At 41.5% G+C, this 18,112-nt stretch carries 12 protein-coding genes; 7 read left to right on the forward strand and 5 right to left on the reverse strand.

Annotated features, from left to right (window positions below):
* Window positions 1–927 carry a hypothetical protein gene (locus tag DW182_RS02540; protein WP_115501855.1) on the reverse strand — a complete coding sequence of 309 codons (927 nt, stop codon included), beginning with the start codon at window positions 925–927 and terminating at the stop codon, window positions 1–3.
* Window positions 908–1,870: a stage II sporulation protein M gene (locus DW182_RS02545; protein ID WP_118294561.1), complete on the reverse strand. Its 963-nt coding sequence runs from the start codon at window positions 1,868–1,870 to the stop codon at window positions 908–910. Before DW182_RS02545 ends, DW182_RS02540 begins: the two co-directional genes overlap by 20 nt.
* Window positions 1,871–1,971: 101 nt before the next feature.
* Here DW182_RS02545 and DW182_RS02550 point away from each other — a divergent pair, with 101 nt between their 5' ends.
* The 6 genes from DW182_RS02550 to DW182_RS02575 all read left to right on the forward strand — a co-directional run bounded on the left by DW182_RS02550 (window position 1,972) and on the right by DW182_RS02575 (window position 7,922).
* Window positions 1,972–2,697 carry an RDD family protein gene (locus DW182_RS02550; protein ID WP_007663057.1) on the forward strand — a complete coding sequence of 242 codons (726 nt, stop codon included), beginning with the start codon at window positions 1,972–1,974 and terminating at the stop codon, window positions 2,695–2,697.
* A gap of 738 nt (window positions 2,698–3,435) precedes the next feature.
* Window positions 3,436–3,831 (forward strand): hypothetical protein, encoded by a 396-nt coding sequence (locus DW182_RS02555; RefSeq protein WP_007663056.1) that lies wholly within the window; start codon window positions 3,436–3,438, stop codon window positions 3,829–3,831.
* Between the two features lie 2 nt (window positions 3,832–3,833).
* Window positions 3,834–5,126: a DUF3440 domain-containing protein gene (locus DW182_RS02560; protein WP_118294562.1), complete on the forward strand. Its 1,293-nt coding sequence runs from the start codon at window positions 3,834–3,836 to the stop codon at window positions 5,124–5,126.
* Window positions 5,123–5,656 (forward strand): ParB/RepB/Spo0J family partition protein, encoded by a 534-nt coding sequence (locus DW182_RS02565; RefSeq protein ID WP_118294563.1) that lies wholly within the window; start codon window positions 5,123–5,125, stop codon window positions 5,654–5,656. Before DW182_RS02560 ends, DW182_RS02565 begins: the two co-directional genes overlap by 4 nt.
* Before the next feature lie 163 nt (window positions 5,657–5,819).
* Entirely contained in the window at window positions 5,820–6,764 is a 945-nt protein-coding gene (locus DW182_RS02570) for a UDP-glucuronic acid decarboxylase family protein (protein ID WP_118294564.1), read from the forward strand.
* A gap of 30 nt (window positions 6,765–6,794) precedes the next feature.
* Entirely contained in the window at window positions 6,795–7,922 is a 1,128-nt protein-coding gene (locus tag DW182_RS02575; protein WP_118294565.1) for a response regulator, read from the forward strand.
* Between the two features lie 53 nt (window positions 7,923–7,975).
* On the opposite strand, the gene DW182_RS02580 is transcribed toward DW182_RS02575, so the two are convergent.
* The 3 genes from DW182_RS02580 to uvrB form a co-directional block, all read right to left on the reverse strand.
* Window positions 7,976–10,873, reverse strand: coding sequence for a PD-(D/E)XK nuclease family protein (locus tag DW182_RS02580; RefSeq protein ID WP_118294566.1), 2,898 nt, complete (start codon window positions 10,871–10,873; stop codon window positions 7,976–7,978).
* Between the two features lie 13 nt (window positions 10,874–10,886).
* Window positions 10,887–14,108: an exodeoxyribonuclease V subunit beta gene (locus DW182_RS02585; protein ID WP_118294567.1), complete on the reverse strand. Its 3,222-nt coding sequence runs from the start codon at window positions 14,106–14,108 to the stop codon at window positions 10,887–10,889.
* A gap of 475 nt (window positions 14,109–14,583) precedes the next feature.
* A complete protein-coding gene (gene uvrB, locus DW182_RS02595) occupies window positions 14,584–16,632 on the reverse strand; it encodes an excinuclease ABC subunit UvrB (RefSeq protein ID WP_118294568.1) in 2,049 nt (682 codons plus the stop codon).
* Window positions 16,633–16,747: 115 nt separating this feature from the next.
* On the opposite strand from uvrB, the gene DW182_RS02605 reads away from it, so the two are divergent.
* Window positions 16,748–18,046 (forward strand): phenylacetate--CoA ligase family protein, encoded by a 1,299-nt coding sequence (locus DW182_RS02605; RefSeq protein ID WP_118294796.1) that lies wholly within the window; start codon window positions 16,748–16,750, stop codon window positions 18,044–18,046.
* Window positions 18,047–18,112 lie beyond the last annotated feature (66 nt).

The raw sequence follows: 18,112 nt of genomic DNA on the forward strand, positions 1-18,112 counted from the left end.
TTAGAGTTTGTCAAAGTTATCAATGTCACTTTCTATCGTTACACTATCCATCTTTTCGGATGCATGCCCGTATTGATAGGCTAATCCCACAAATGTGAAAATCATTGCTAGATAAGCACCGAATGCTTGCACTACTGCCAGTAGATAGAGCATGAAACTATATCCTACTGATACGGTTGCTTCACTTCCTACGTCACTCATAGTGAAGAGTATTTTTACAATTGTAGCTGCATACCAGGGCACCAAGGTGACTCCCTGTAGTATACCGGCTATGATTCCCATGACTAAAGAAATAAGGAAGACACCTCCCCAGGTAGCAAAGCCTAGACGGAAAGTTTTCTTAAATGCTTCCATTATGGAAATATTTTCGAATAAGTAGATAGGTGCCCAGAGGGCAAGTGGCACGGCAAAAACTATTGCAATGAGAGCAAATAAAAACGTGATAGGGAAGAACATGACGCTTAAAGCGCCTAATATAAAACTAACACATACTGTTAATAGTAATCCGAAAAGTACAATGATGAATAATCTTCTGATGTTATGGAACAACAAAGGTGTCAGCATTTTCAAGGTAATACCTTGCAGGCGCTCTTCGCGTTCATTATAGGTCCGGATCATTGCATATATCAGCGAAGCTTGCAATACAGTTCCTATTATGAGAAGAAGTGCAAACAAGCCATAGTATGAGAGGAATGAGATAAGGAGAGCCGTATCGGAAGAAATATCCATGCCCTCCGCTATACTTTCCATCCCTTTCATCATACCATTTAGACTCAGGGCTTGGATGAGACAGAGTGGTAAAAGCAGATATGTGGTAAACTTTAGCATCAGCTTCCAGTTCTCCCTTATAAAATCAAAAGATGCATTTAACTTCTCTCCGAAAGAGCGTTTCACATACATTGCAATTTTAGGCTTTTGTGATTCCATGTCGTTTCTTATTAGGTAAATAAATATAGTAGAATATAATAAATGCAAGAGAAATGAGGATCAGGCTGAGTCTCAGTATATTCGGTAATTCGGTATGGCGCGTGATGAAACTTTCGATAAATCCTGCCATTATGAATATGGGGATTGTACCTACAACTATTTTCACTCCTCTTTTGGCTCCTCTTTTGAACGATTCCAGTCTTGAATATGTTCCGGGGAAAAGCCATCCATTGCCCAAAGCCAGTCCGGCAGCTCCAGCAACAATAATAGACCAGATTTCAAGTGTCCCATGCAGCCATATGGCAAGCATGGATTCCCAAAGTAAGTCATGCTGGAAAAAGAACATCTGGAATGCGCCGATCATAACTCCATTATTGAAAAGCATATATCCTGTACCAAAGCTTGTTAGGATTCCCATGGCAAAGCAATAGAAAGAAACCATAATATTATTTAGTGTGATTCCCAGGAACATAGGAACTTCGGAAGAGCCGTTATACACTGCCATTGGCTCACCGTTGGCTATGTTATCTAAGGTCATGTCCACATAGCCGTTCCCCAGAATCAAACGGACGAAATCGAGATCACCCGCAGCAGAAACTGCCCCAATCAGCACGCTGACGGTAAAAATGATCAATGAAACCAATAGTTCCCGACGGGCATCATACATGATCTGTGGGATTTCTTGTGTCCAAAAGGTGATGATCCTCGTCCATTTCTCACGCTTGTTCTGGTAAATCTTGTTATGTAGTGCAGAAGCAAGGTTGTTCAGGTAAACGGAAATACGTGAAGTAGGAAAGTGCGTTTGTGCAAACGCCAGATCGGCAGTGAGGTCCGTATATACATCGGCAAGCCGGTCGGGAGACAAGTTTGTTGCTTGTTCCACTACCTTCTCGGCTTCTTTCCATTTATCGATATTCCGACGGATAAACGTTACTTCTTTCATGCTTTTCCAAAGGTTCCAAATAAGTTTTGTCTGAAATCAATAACAAAAGTAAGAGAATAATGATATATTTGCAACGATATACAAAAAATGTTTAATCAAAAATGGCAGAAACTACAATTATTACCGGGCAATTTGTTCGTATCAGCCAAACACCTGCGAGTATTGGCGAACGACTCATTGCGTTGGTGATCGATTTTATTCTGATAGGTTTCTATGTATATGCAACGGCTACCCTGCTTTCTACACTCCGAATCTCGTCGGATTTTATAATGATTCTTATTATGATTGTAGTCTATCTGCCGGTATTAGGCTATTCGTTTCTATGTGAAATGTTCAATCATGGACGAAGTTTTGGGAAAAATCTGATGAACATTCGTGTAGTGAAGGCAGATGGCTCTACGCCCGGCATTAGTTCTTATTTGCTTCGTTGGCTTCTCTTTCCGATTGATAGTCTGCTTACCGGTGGTTTCGGACTATTGGTGGTACTATTAACGAAGAACAGTCAGCGAATGGGGGATCTTGCAGCCGGGACCATGGTTATCAAAGAACAGAACTATCGCAAGATTCATGTCAGCCTTGATGAGTTTGATTATCTGACGAAAGATTATCGTCCCACTTATCCACAAGCAGCCGATTTGTCGCTGGAGCAAATAAATGTTATTACCCGGACATTGCAGGACGGCAAGAAAGACCGTGTGCACCGCATTGCACAATTGGCAAAGAAAGTCCAGGAACTTCTTACCATAACTCCCCGTGATGGTAATCAAGAGCAGTTTCTTCAAACAGTTCTCCGTGATTATCAATATTATGCATTAGAGGAAATCTGATAATTTATAGTCTTTGGAAAGTGTTACCATAGGAAAGAAATTTGTGTCATTCTGTCACAGTATTCTTTATTTTCATGACTTGTTACTTCAAAAATAATCGCATTCCGGCGTATTTTTTGGATAAACGAATAATAATAATGCGCATTTTCTGCATATTTTTCCGGATTTCAGGGGATTTATGCAAAAAAGGTTATTGCTTATGGGTAAAAGGGGTACTACTTACAAGTAAAAGGGTTACTACTTACAGGTAAAAAGGTTACTATTTATAGGTAAAAGGGTTACGGCATCCGGATTATATGCTTATTTGTGCACTTTTCAGGGGATATTTCATTCTAAAAAAAAATGTCATGATTTCGATATTTATCTCAAAATCTGCTTCTTCCCATTTTTTATTGGCGTATTTTCATCTTTGTGGGTATCAACCCGGGAATATGGGATTCTCAATAGATTAAAAATGCAAAGTGTCAGAATGTGAGTTCCCTTGTCAACCCGTTTTGATTTTCTATTGTTGATATATTGCGGTGCCGAATAGTACATCTGTTTGCGGTAACTACCTTGGTATGCAACCCCAATAAGTAATTTTATAGAAATATACTGTAGTTTAAGATAATGTGTTTAATAAATATAATTTTATTAATTTTCTTGATTCTTTATTGTCTCTATTCTTTTTTTATTTAATTTTGTCTGCACTATTTTATGTGGGAATTAAACTCAAACCATAATAAATAACAGATAGCTATGACGCAAATAATAGAATTGCAAGGTACGGAGAAACGGTTGTATCAACTTGTAGCTCCTTTAGTAATGAATCCGGAAGTCTTAAAACAGAACTATAATTATCCTTTCCGTACGTCGGAAAGTTTTGTGTGGTTTGTTGCAGTGGATGGAAAAGAAGTTGTAGGTTTTATACCGCTGGAATATAAAAAGCGGGAAGCAGTTATTAATAACTATTATATAAGGAATAATAATGCAGAAGTATTAAAAGCTCTTTTAGAAAAGGTCATAGCCAAAATGGATAAAGATAAATATTTGAGTTCAGTTACATTTGTAGAGCATCAGGAGATATTTAAGGAATTAGGCTTTTCAGTAGAGAAAGAGTGGAAGCGCTATGTGAAAATGAATAAGGAGAATTAAAAATGGGGGAGGCTCAGAAGAATGTATATGAATTAGCACAAGAACGGCTACATATTATATTTAAGGAGTTCGATAACATCTGCGTGTCTTTTTCCGGAGGGAAAGATAGTGGTGTATTACTGAACTTGTGCATTGACTATATCCGGCGCAATAATCTCAAGCGGAAACTTTGTGTTTACCATATGGATTATGAAATCCAGTATAGCATGACAATTGATTATGTAGACCGTATTCTGGAGGCAAACAAGGATATTTTGGAAGTCTATCGAGTGTGTGTGCCTTTTAAAGTCACTACTTGTACCTCTATGTATCAGAATTACTGGCGTCCCTGGGATCCGGAGATGGAAGAAATATGGGTGCGGCAGATGCCAAAGGGAAGTATGGACGTAAAGAGCTTTCCCTTTTATACCGATGCAATGTGGGACTATGAATTCCAAATGCACTTTGCCAAGTGGTTGCATGAAAAAAGAGATGCGGTTCGTTCTTGTTTTCTAATCGGTATTCGTACACAGGAGAGCTTCAATCGCTGGCGCAGTATTCATCTTGCGCGGAAATATCAAATGTATCACAACTATCGTTGGACTTCTAAGATAGGAAACGATATTTTCAATGCATATCCTATATTCGATTGGAAAACGACAGATATCTGGGTAGCTAATGGAAAATTCGGATGGGATTATAATCATTTATATGATTTATATTATAAAGCTGGCGTTAACATTGAACGTCAACGTGTAGCAAGTCCATTTCTATGTGAAGCTCAGGAAAGTCTCCGGCTTTATAAAGTGATTGATCCTACTACCTGGGGTAAGATGGTGGGGCGTGTGAACGGGGTGAACTTTACTGGAATTTATGGCGGAACACATGCTATGGGATGGCAAACCGTTCGCTTGCCGAAGGGGTATACCTGGAAAGAATTTATGCAGTTCCTGCTTTCTACATTGCCTGAAAATACCCGGCGTAATTACTTGAAGAAATTGACCGTTAGTATTGAATTCTGGCGCACGAAAGGTGGATGTCTTAGTGAAGAGACCATTCAAAAGCTCAGGGATGCTGGTGTGTCGCTAGAGGTAGTGAATACTACTAATTACAAGACACATAAGAAACCTGTGAAGATGGACTATCTGGACGATATTGAAATTTCTGAATTTCGTGAGATTCCAACTTATAAAAGAATGTGTGTCTGTATCCTGAAAAACGATCACGCCTGTAAGTATATGGGGTTTGCCTTAAACAAAGAAGAAGCATACAAACGAGATAAAATAATGGAACAATTCAAAAATATGATGTTATGAGTGTAGAGCAAAGTCCGGTATATGCTGTGAAAGCGGTACCGTTGGAAAAAATAGTGGCGAATGATTATAATCCCAATATTGTAGCGCCTCCTGAAATGAAACTATTGGAACTTTCTATTTGGGAAGATGGTTTTACGATGCCTTGTGTGTGTTACTACGATAGTGAAGCTGACCGTTATATATTGGTTGATGGATATCATCGTTATAGCGTATTGAAAAGTTCCAAACGTATTTATCAACGGGAAAATGGTTTGCTGCCTGTGGTGGTGATTGATAAAGAACTCTCTAATCGCATGGCGTCTACCATTCGGCATAACCGTGCGCGCGGTTCGCATAATATAGAATTGATGTGTCACATTGTGGCTGAGCTGGATAAAGCAGGCATGTCTGATCAATGGATTATGAAAAATATTGGCATGGATCGGGATGAATTACTCCGTTTGAAACAGATTTCTGGTTTGGCGGATCTGTTTTCGGACAAGAGTTTTAGTATTCCAAACCCAGTGGAAACACCGGTTCCCGAAGAATAAAATGCCCATTTTGGGCATTTTTGTTTCTATTATGTTCTTTTGTTATCCTTAACAAGTGAAATATCCTGTTCCAAACTTGCATAAGTTAACCAAATCTCCTACTTTTGCCAACATAAACAAACGAATAGGTTACATGTGTCTTCGGACATTATAAAATTCTTACATGAAAAAAATATTGGTTAGTGGAGGTGCCGGGTTTATAGGGTCGCACTTATGCACAAGGTTAATAAATGAAGGGCATCATGTCATATGCTTGGATAACTTGTTTACTGGTGTAGAATCGAATATAGAGCATCTGAAGAACAATTCTCATTTTGAGTTTGTGAATCATGATGTAGAATTTCCCTATCTCATTGAAGGACTTGATGAAATTTATAACTTGGCTTGTCCGGCATCACCGATACATTACCAATATGATGCGATCAAAACGATTAAGACCTCCGTACTGGGAGCTATTAATATGTTGGGGTTGGCGAAGAAGACAAATGCTAAGATTTTACAAGCTTCAACAAGTGAAGTATATGGTGATCCAGTAGTACATCCTCAGGTAGAAAGTTATTGGGGAAATGTGAATCCGATTGGCATCAGATCTTGTTATGATGAAGGAAAACGTTGTTCTGAGACTTTGTTTATGGATTATCATCGTCAAAACAATATTCGTATTAAAATAATTCGTATCTTTAACACGTATGGTCCACGGATGTTGCCGAATGATGGTAGAGTAGTTTCTAATTTTGTTGTTCAGGCACTGCAAAATCATGATATAACTATCTATGGGACAGGGGATCAGACCCGAAGCTTTCAGTATATTGATGATCTGATAGAAGGAATGGTGCGAATGATGAATACGGAGGACGAATTTATTGGCCCGGTAAACCTTGGAAATCCGAATGAATTTTCTATTCTTGAACTAGCTGAAAAAGTCATCCAATTAACAGGGTCTAAATCGAAATTGGTGTTTAAGCCGCTTCCGCATGATGATCCGAAACAGCGCCAACCAGATATTACGCTGGCAAAAGAGAAACTGAATTGGCAGCCAACAATTGAATTGGGAGATGGTTTGCAGAAGATAGTGGAATATTTTAAGGAATATCGTTATAGAAATTAATAGATAAACGGGAAAACAATATAGTATAAGATGAATATGGAAATAAATCCTTCTGAGTACAAGATTCTCATCGTTGACGATGTGATGTCCAACGTTTTGTTGTTGAAAGTACTCTTAACAAATGAAAAATTTGCTATCGCTACGGCAAGTAACGGTCGGCAAGCATTGGAGCAGGTAGATAAGGAAAACCCGGATTTGGTGTTGCTGGACGTGATGATGCCGGACATGAGTGGTTTTGAAGTGGCACAGCATTTGAAAGCAAACCCTAAGACCGCAGATATTCCTATCATCTTCCTGACTGCGCTAAACAGCACGACGGACATTGTAAAAGGTTTCCAGGTGGGAGCGAATGACTTTATCTCCAAACCTTTCAATAAGGAAGAGCTGATTATTCGTGTAACCCACCAGATTTCGCTGGTAGCTGCCAAACGCATTATTTTGAATAAGACCGAAGAGCTGCAACGTACCATTGCCGGACGTGATAAACTTTATTCGGTGATTGCTCATGATTTGCGTTCTCCTATGGGTTCTATCAAGATGGTGCTGAATATGCTGATACTGAATCTGCCGGCTGAGAAGATCGGTGATGAGATGTATGAGCTGTTGACAATGGCAAACCAGACGACAGAAGATGTATTCTCATTGCTGGATAACTTGCTGAAGTGGACGAAGAGCCAGATTGGTAAGTTGAATGTAGTATATCAGGATATTGATGTGGTAGAAGTTGTGGATGGAGTTATAGATATCTTTAATATGGTAGCTGGTCTGAAGAAGATTACAATCCGTGAAGAGAAACCGGAGAAACTGGCTGTATCCGCAGATATAGATATGCTGAAAACCGTGGTACGCAATTTGATAAGCAATGCTATTAAGTTCAGCAACGAAAATTCTGAAGTATTGGTAAAACTGGAGGAAAAAGATGGTATGGCGGTAGTCTGTGTGCAAGATCACGGTTGTGGTATTGACGAAGAAGGACAAAAGAAACTGCTTCATACAGATACGCACTTCAGTACCTTCGGTACAAACAATGAAGAAGGTTCCGGTTTGGGATTACTCTTGTGTCAGGACTTTGTAGTAAAGAATGGTGGTAAACTGTGGTTTACTTCCAAAAAAGGCGAAGGTTCTATATTCAGCTTCTCACTCCCGTTGAAAAAGTAAATATTGTATTAAAGACAGACCATCTGTTTCATGTAAACAGACGGTCTGTTTTTTTATCGCCTGCATAGCTCTCTGAAATCACAGAACTCACATTTCTTGGTATCTTCAGTTTGGGTGAAAGCTTCTTCCGGATTGTATATTTCTTGTAAAAGAGTTTGCAGGCGTTCACGAAATTCATCTTCATAGAAAGCAAAGTTATTGACCGGCATCTTGGGTTGGCGTGCTTCTCCCATTTCAATAACAGGGGAATACGTCTCTGACGCTGCTCGATGAATATAAAGTAGGGAAGGGGCTACCTTCAATGACTGCTTGCGGCACATAATAGAAGCATACAAGAAAGTCTGAAAAATGTAATTCGGACGTCCGTCGGCAGGTGTGAATAGCTGCTTGATGTTTTCGGGCGTCTTTGGGCTACCTCCTGTTTTATAGTCTACTATACGCAAAGTGTCGTCTTTGCTATCTATACGGTCAATGGTACCACCGATGTTCAATGCTAACTTTCCTTGCGGAGTTTCGATTTCTATAATTTCCGTTACCTTCTTTTCCATGCCTTCCATAAAGAAAGGTGCATATTGCAGATCGTTACGCAGCAGTTGGCGGAGATAAGATGTGATTACTTTGGCATTAATAAGCTGTGTACCGTTAAATTCCGGCTTTTCGGTGAGGGCTACGTGGAAGAACTCCTCTTTGAAAGCGGTATCTACATAGTTCTGTAATTTTATATCATTGCGCAATACTTGCTCCAAATCATCTTTTCGAATTTCTTTTCCGTTTGCAGTCAAATCTTTATAGACTAATTCGGCTGCACGGTGGAAAATTGTACCAAACAGAGCAGAGTCTATTTCAGCGCTTACTTCATCGGGAGCTTTTAGGCCAGCTACATAGCGGTAATAGAATTTCAATCTGCAATCCAGATAAGTATTAAGTGCTGAAGGTGAAAACAGGGATTTCGGATGACGGTTCACATCATACCTTTCGTACATTCTCGTTATGATCTCCGGTGTTTTCTCAACGCGAATTTCTCTACCACTTTGGGGAGATTGTCCGGCTTCAAGGTATTCTCGTGAGATGCTGTGTGGAGATTCAACAAGAAATTGCAACATGAAACGAGACATTTCTCCGCGATTCAATCCTTCTGAAGCAGTATTATATAATAAGGTGACATTTTCGGCACGTTGTATCAGGCGGTAGAAGTAATACGCATATAGGGCATTCTTATGTTCGATAGTAGTCATGCCGAAAGCTTTCCTCAGATTGTATGGAATAAAGGAAGAATCACCACCTGCTTTGGGCAGCTGCCCTTCGTTGAGAGAAAGCATAATAAGATTACGAAAGTCGAGATTACGTGTTTCCAAGACTCCCATCACCTGCATACCAATAGCAGGCTCGCCATGAAAAGGAATGTTTGAAGTGGCAAGTAGTCGGCAGAGCAGACGTCTCAATGTATCAATTTGTATGTTCAATTCTCCATTGTCAATCAGGTTCAGCAGACGGTTGATGAGAGTATAACTTTTAAATAGAGACTCCCGGTAAAGTTGGTTGAAGATATCATCTGTTTCTTGTTCTTGCCGGTAGAGGACAGCAACTTCGCGTAACATCTCCGTGAGGTATTGACAAAGGGCTGAAATACCCGTTTTAGGCGTGAATATTTGTTCTAAAAAAATATCTTGCTTTAGCTCAGAAGGTAAAGGGAAGAATCGATTGTCCCTTGTTAATTGTTTCTCTAAACTTTCTGCAGAAGTGGAGAGCTGACGTGTATAGGGATGCTTCAGTACAGACTGTACAGCTTCGTATTGATAGCGTCCCGTATCTCTGCGATAACCTGTAGTCTGCAATTCGATAAGTGCACTGACGAAACTGTATACGGGTGTTTGTGCCAAAGGAAATCCCATAGTTATATTTACATTCTTTACTTCAGGTGGAATGGAATGAAGTACAGGTAGCAGAAGTGCCTCATTACAAAGAACTACTGCATTTTCTTTCTCTTTCACAGGAGTCTCCTGTAGGTCTCTTTTCGTTACGGAACGTATCCATTCCGGTAGATAACGTGCTTGTGCATTCTCAGTCGGAGCAGAGATGAAACGTACATTTTTAGGTTTCCGCAATGTATCAAAAACTGCTTCCGGCAATTCGTTGGGGAATAATTTCAGATTACGAAGAATGAATTCTCCTGCCTCGTGTGTGTAGGGAGGTGTGTTTTCACGGGGCAGGCGGGTGTAGAAGACATCATAATCCCAATAAAATAATGCTTTTCCGGCCTCGCGCAAGCGTTCAAAGAACTTGGTTTCTACTTTGTTTAATACGTTGAAACCAACAAAAACGTAATGCTCATACTTTAGTTTATCCGACTGTAATTCCTCCATTACATAGCGGTACATCATACCTTCGTAAGCAATGCCAAGTTCTTCAAGATTACGGCGATAATGGTGATAGATATCGCCTAATTTATCCCATAGAGAAATGAATTTCTCCTTAAGCTGTGTCCGGCGCTCGATAGAGAAATTTTGGAAAAACTGACGAATGGCTTCTTCCTGCTCGGAGTCAAGGAAGTCGTAATCGTCCATTATATTTTTCAAATCCTGCAGGTTAGAGAATAACCGGTCGGCATCTACAAGATTTTTGTCCACATCGTCAAAATCACTGATAAGTAATTCGCCCCAGAAGTAGAAATCATCGAGTGTTTCTTCGCTGCGGGTTTCTTCACGGAAGACTTTATAGAGTTCGCATACCAACCGGATAGGGTCTCCGGATTTCCACGGGGAGAGTTGCCGGAACAGTTCGCTGATACTGACATAGGCAGGCGACCATATAGGGCGGTCGCTCTGCATTGCCAGATATTCGTTGAAGAACAGGCTGGCACGTTTATTGGGGAAAACGATGGCTACTCTTGAAAGATCGTTTCCTATCTTTTGGTAAAGGTCTTGGGCTACTAATTGGAGAAATGTTTGCATACTACCGTTGTATCTATACTTTTTCTATTAAATCTTCTTCCACATACCAAAGGTATCCTTTTATGTTTTCTTTCAGATACCCCATGCGAGTGAGCAATTGCATATATCCTTGCACTTGCTTATTATACTTTTTGTTTTGTTTTCCGAATTTGAAATCTATAACGACAATTTCATTGCCGCGCACCATTACACGGTCGGGTCGGCGGGTATGTAGCTCACCCCTTTCCTGCCAGATGATATCACATTCATTGAACAGGTGCCAGTTCCCCGAATACCAGTCTTGAACTTGGAGAAGCGAGAATGCATGATGGGTCAGTTCCCGGATTGACTTTTCCGTTTCGGGTTTGCCGATAATACCTTCAAAGACAAGTTGGTCAATAGCATTATCAATATCTTCCTCTGTTTCAATGGCTGAGAAAAGAGTATGTAAAAGCCGTCCCCGGTTTATGAAGCGATTGTCGGATTCTTCTTCATCAACTCCCTGAATAAAGTCCGCAGAACGGTTCGACTGTCGGAATTCTATATCATGCCTCATGCTTTCCATGTGTACCGGGAGTTTGTCAGGCTTTTGTGCAAGGCGATTGGCAGAAGTCTTAGGGGTTTCGGGCAGGTGCTCATCTGTTCCTGTGTACTTTGATGGACAGAGTTCTCCATTTTCATAAGGTTCTTTTTCATCCCAGTTTTCATCACCTTCCCGGGCGGCTACTTGTGGCAGAGCATTGGCCAATAATTCCGACATGGTACCTTTTTGCCCTTTCTTGCACCAGAAAATTAGATTCTTTCCGGCACGGGTGAAAGCTACATAAAGTAGGTTCAGGTTATCCACCCAGAGTTGCAGGCGTTCATCCAGATAATTTTGCCGATATACAGATTCCGCCATGGTAGAGGAATAATTTACCGGAACGATGTCGAGTGTACTGAATGGTGCTTCAGTAGGCGAACACCATATCAACTGATTATTAGTTTCATTCTCGAGCTTCCAGTCACAGTAAGGAATGAGAACGGTATGAAATTCCAGTCCTTTTGATTTATGAATGGAAAGGATACGGATGCCGTCCATTTCTCCACTGGGGATAGTCTTATTACATAATGTTTCGTTCCAGTAGCGGATAAATGCGTCCAGGTCCGAAGAATTATTTTGAAGGTATTCAGTGACAGCATCGAAGAAGGAAAAAAGATAAGCATCCTGCTCTTCAATCCGTTTCATTTCAAACAGACTGAATAATTCTTCCAACAATTCGTAAAGTGGCATTAACCGGAGAGTTTCCATACCTGTGACGAATGCTTCAGGCAGTGCTTCTTCAGGTTTCGCGGTCAGTAAGCTGTCCCAGTCACCTCCCTGTTTTTTGATTCCTGATTCATAGTTCATCATGAGTGATGCGCACGCCACCTTGTCTTCCGGATTGGATAAGTAGCGTAAGGCATCTATCAACATACAGATGGCCTGTGAAGCATCCAGTCGGAATGCCTCGTCCGAGACGACAGACAGGTGCATGGTCTTGTCAAAATAGTCAGCAATGGGAGGGATGTTTTTATTTTTGCGTACCAGAATGGTGATATCGTTTAGCTTCACGCCTGCTTCCAGCAACCGCTGCACTTCTTCTCCTAACGAGAGAATGGTGAGTTCTGTATAGTCATGCTCTTCGTCCGGTTCCAGAAAGGTTGCTTTGATGTATCCTTTAGCTTCCGTTCGTGGCGATTCCTGGGCAACATCTGCATAAGCCCGTTGCAGGGGGTGGCAGTCTTCTTGCAGCTCTTTCAGGTGGAGCATATTTAGATATTCCACGGCTGCGGTAAATAAGTTATTATTGAAGCGGATGACATTCGTTTCACTTCGACGGTTGGTCTTTAATGTTTCTACACGTACCGGGAAAGGGAAAGAAGCATCTTTGGTACCCAGCGCGTTCAATATCCCCCAGTCGCCGTTTCGCCAGCGATAGATAGATTGTTTCACATCTCCTACGATCAAACTGTCTGCTCCTTGTGAAAGACCTTCAAGTAGTAGAATTTTGAAGTTATCCCATTGCATCCGGCTGGTGTCCTGAAACTCATCGATCATTACGTTTCGTATATTGGCACCGATTTTTTCGAATACGAAAGAAGAATCCCCATCTCGTACCAGATTATGGAGCAGTGCATTCGTATCTGATAATAGGAAGCGGTTATGTTCCCGATTCAGTTCACGCACTTCTTCGTCGATATGGGCAAGTAACTGTAATTTATTCAAATGTTGCAGGGACAGTCGGCAACTATTTACGATCTTGTTGTTTCTTGGTCTGAAAGTTTCAGCATCCTGTAATAACGGGAGTAAGCTTGTTTCGGCCAGCCGAATAATTTCGTTCTTCTGCGCAGATGTTTTGGTAGCCCAGTTTTTGGCATCATCCAGACTGTTCTTTAGTGTGGCATTTACTGTATCTTTGTCTGATAAACGTCCATCCCTCAGTTTGCGAAAATAGCTGCCTATGCCTCGTGCCCCACCTTTCAGATCTTCCGGTGTGAGGGCATGTGCTTCCAGTTCGCCAATGAATTGGTCGTAGAAACCTTTCATTTGTTCCAGAGCTTCCGTTTCCATTTCCCTCAGTTCATTACGGTATAGCTTGATAGTATTGGGATCTTTCAGTTGTTGGCGGAGTCCTTCACCTTGTTCTATATAACCTTCATCGAAGATATTCCAGCCAAAGCGTTTGATTTCATTGGATACATTCCAGCGTTTATCATCGGCAATACGCTCATTGATATAGTCCAGTAGCCAGGCCAGTACCGGAGAGGATGGAGTTAGTTTCTCTATCAGGCTATCCACTGCATCACTCAGAACTTCGGTATTATTCAGTTCGATATTGAGGTTCGGGCTTAGTTCCAGTTCGCGTGCCAGATTACGCATCACGGATTGGAAAAAAGAGTCGATGGTTTCCACCCGGAACCGACTGTAATCATGCAACATGTACTGTAAGGCGGTTCCGGCTGCCAGGCGGATATCGTCTTCAGACAGATTCTTCCATTGTAAGTCTTCTCGGATACGATTCAAGTAGGGTTCGGATGCCGGGTCGCTTACCCAGATTCCGTAGAGTTGTTGCAGGATGCGCTCTTTCATCTCTGCCGTAGCTTTATTGGTGAAGGTTACGGCAAGTATTTGCCGGTAAGCTCTGGGGTTGAGTATCAAGTGCTTGATGTACTCTACAGCGAGGGTAAATGTCTTTCCAGAACCGGCTGAGGCTTTATATACTAATAATTCCATGTAAGTTTGCGAAATTGAACTTTGGTACAAACATACGCAAAAAGCATGAATTAGAGGGTATGTCTATGGCAATTCTATCTATTAATTTTGATTCACTTGAGGGGTATGGACATAAAAAAAGGAGTACCGCTGTACTCCAACCTTTGTTAACCTTAAATCTAATACTATGAAAAACACATTGCAAAGATACGGACTTTTGGAATACTTGCAAATTATCCAAAAGAAAAAGTATGTTTTATAACACTTATTAGCCAAAACGACTTCTTATTCTATTTATTTTAAGGAAAATGACAGTCTCTTTTATCTTCTACCTATCAACTCCGTACCAACACCGTATCAAGTCCGTACCAACACCGTATCAACTCCGTACCAACACCGTATCAAGTCCGTACCAAGTCCAAGCGTATAGATACGGAGCGAATACGGACTTGGCACGGTTCGGATAGTCGGGAAGAGAGAAAGCAACACAGATGTGTTATGTTTTCTCTTTCAACATATCCTCCATTTTCAGCAATTCGTCCCGATATTGTGCTGCTTCGATGAAGTCGAGCTTCTTGGCAGCCTCCTGCATGAGTTTTCGGGTACGTTCGATACTCTTTTCCAGTTGCGGACGGGACATGTATTGCACAATAGGGTCGGCAGCAATGCTGGCGGAACTTTCTTGCTCGACATAGGGACGGGGAGTGGTTGTTCCTTTTTCGGTAAAGCCATTTTCCTGTGCAGTATTGGGCGCAAATACATTGAGGTTCTTCGCCTTTTTGATTTGTTGAGGAGTGATACCATGTTCCTCATTATATTTTAGTTGCTTTTCACGGCGACGGTTGGTTTCGTCAATTGTCAATTGCATGCTTTCTGTGATACGGTCGGCATACATGATAACCATACCGTTTACATTTCGGGCGGCACGTCCGGCAGTCTGCGTCAGTGAGCGGTGTGAGCGTAGGAAACCTTCCTTGTCTGCATCAAGAATTGCCACGAGTGAGACTTCCGGCAGGTCTAATCCTTCACGCAACAGATTGACACCGATAAGTACATCGTATAAACCTTCACGCAAGTCACTCATAATCTTGACGCGTTCCAATGTATCTACATCGCTATGGATATAGTTGCATTTCACATTGTTATTCAGCAGGAATTCTGCCAATTCTTCTGCCATGCGCTTAGTAAGTGTAGTGACCAGCGTACGTTCGTGCTTTTCGATACGAATCTGGATTTCCTCCATGAGATCGTCTATCTGATTGTGGCTGGAACGTACTTCGATAATCGGATCCAGTAAGCCTGTAGGGCGAATAACCTGTTCTACAACAACGCCTTCCGACTGAATCAATTCATAATTGGCAGGTGTGGCACTTACATAAATTACTTGTTTTGCCATCTCCTCAAACTCCTCAAATTTCAATGGACGATTGTCCATGGCAGCCGGAAGGCGGAAACCATATTCTACAAGGTTGATTTTACGGGCACGATCACCACCATACATGGCACGTATCTGAGGTACGCTCACATGGCTTTCATCTATAACGATCAGGAAGTCTTCCGGGAAGAAGTCCAATAAACAATAGGGACGACTACCGGCACTACGGCCGTCAAAGTAGCGCGAATAGTTTTCAATGCCGGAACAATGACCTAATTCGCGTATCATTTCCATATCGTATGTCACCCGTTCCTGGAGGCGCTTTGCTTCAAAGGGACGTCCTTCACTTTCAAACCATTGCACCTGTTTATGCAGGTCATCTTCTATCTCGTGGATAGCCCGCAGAGTGGCCTCTTTGGAAGTCATGAAGAGGTTGGCCGGATAAATTTTGTATGCGTCGAAACGAGCGATGGTCACACCGCTTATCGGATCGACTTCTTCGATACTGTCTATTTCATCTCCCCAGAAAATAATGCGCAGCAGATTATCTGCATAAGCCAGATAGATGTCTACTGTATCTCCTTTCACACGGAAGTTTCCGCGGTTCAGATCAATATCATTGCGTACATAGAGGCTGTCTACCAGACGACGTAGGAAAACATTCCGGCTGAATGCCTTTCCTTGTTGTACTTCTATCACATTCTCATAGAAATCTGACGGATTTCCCATACCGTATATACAAGATACAGAAGACACCACTACCACATCTTTCCGGCCTGAGAGTAGGGAAGAGGTGGCTGCAAGTCGCAGTTTGTCTATCTCATCATTGATGGCAAGGTCCTTTTCTATATAGGTATCCGAAGACGGCAAATAAGCTTCGGGTTGGTAATAATCATAATAAGAAACGTAATACTCTACAGCATTATTGGGGAAGAAAGCTTTAAACTCACTGTAAAGCTGCGCTGCCAATGTTTTGTTATGGCTCAATATTAACGTTGGTTTATTGATATTGGCAATCACATTGGCTATGGTGAACGTCTTTCCCGAACCGGTGACACCAAGTAATGTTTGTGCAGGAACCCCCTGAAGTACGCCCTCAGTGAGCTCTGCAATAGCTTCCGGCTGATCTCCGGTTGGCTTATAGGCAGATGTTAATTCAAATTTATTCATTTTCTCTCCTTATGGACGGCAATATTCGGGAAAATACTTGAGATAAACAAAATTTTTTTATTCCTTTGCAGGAAATAAGAATTAATAATAACCATCAATGTAATACAACAAAGACATGATTTGGAATGAAAGCATCGAATGTATGGATCGTGAAAGCCTTCGCAAAATCCAGAGCATTCGCCTCAAAAAGATTGTGGAGCATGTTTATCACAACACTCCTTTCTACCGTAAAAAAATGCAGGAACTGGGAATTACCCCGGACGATATTAACAGTATAGACGATATCGTAAAACTTCCTTTTACTACAAAATACGACTTGCGCGATAATTATCCTTTCGGACTTTGTGCTGTACCTATGAGCCAGATCGTACGTATCCATGCCTCGTCCGGTACCACAGGAAAACCTACTGTAGTGGGATACACCCGTAAGGACTTGTCTTCTTGGGCAGAATGCCTTTCACGTGCATTTACAGCATACGGTGCAGATAGTTCCGACTTTTTTCATGTGGCTTACGGATATGGCTTGTTTACCGGTGGTCTGGGTGCACATGCAGGTGCGGAGAACATAGGTGCTTCTGTTATTCCGATGTCAAGTGGTAACACAGAGAAGCAGATTACTTTAATGCATGATTTTGGTTCTACGGTGCTTTGCTGTACGCCTTCGTATGCTCTTTATCTAGCGGATGCCATTAAAGACTCCGGTCTTCCACGCGAAGAGTTCAGGTTGAAGATTGGTGCTTTTGGTGCAGAACCCTGGACAGAGAATATGCGTAATGAAATTGAAGAAAAATTAGGTATAAAAGCCTATGACATATATGGATTGAGTGAAATAGCCGGTCCTGGTGTGGGGTATGAGTGTGAATGTCAGCATGGTACTCACCTCAATGAAGATCATTATTTTCCTGAAATTATCAATCCGAATACATTGGAACCTGTGGCTCCGGGTGAAACGGGTGAACTGGTCTTTACGCATCTGACTAAAGAGGGGATGCCTTTGTTGCGTTATCGCACCAAGGACCTAACCGCTCTGCATTATGACAAATGTACTTGTGGACGTACGCTTGTTCGTATGGATCGCATCCTCGGTCGTAGTGATGATATGCTTATTATTCGTGGAGTCAATGTATTCCCGACTCAGATAGAATCCGTTATCCTTGAAATGCCGGAATTTGAGCCGCATTACCTTCTGATTGTAGACCGTAAGAACAATACTGATACTATGGAGTTGCAGGTTGAAGTACGCCCGGAATACTATTCGGATGAAATAAACAAGATGCTAGCGTTAAAGAAGAAATTAGCAGCTCGCCTGCAGAGCGTACTTGGGCTGGGAGTAGATGTACGTCTGGTAGAACCTCGCAGCATTGAACGCAGTGTTGGTAAAGCTAAACGGGTGATTGATAATCGGAAACTTTAATTAATTATAAATTATGAATTATAAATTATTAATTTCCTGTGGGATGTCCGTAATTTATCATTCATC

This window comes from Bacteroides sp. AM16-24, from assembly GCF_003471885.1.
GTDB lineage: Bacteria > Bacteroidota > Bacteroidia > Bacteroidales > Bacteroidaceae > Bacteroides.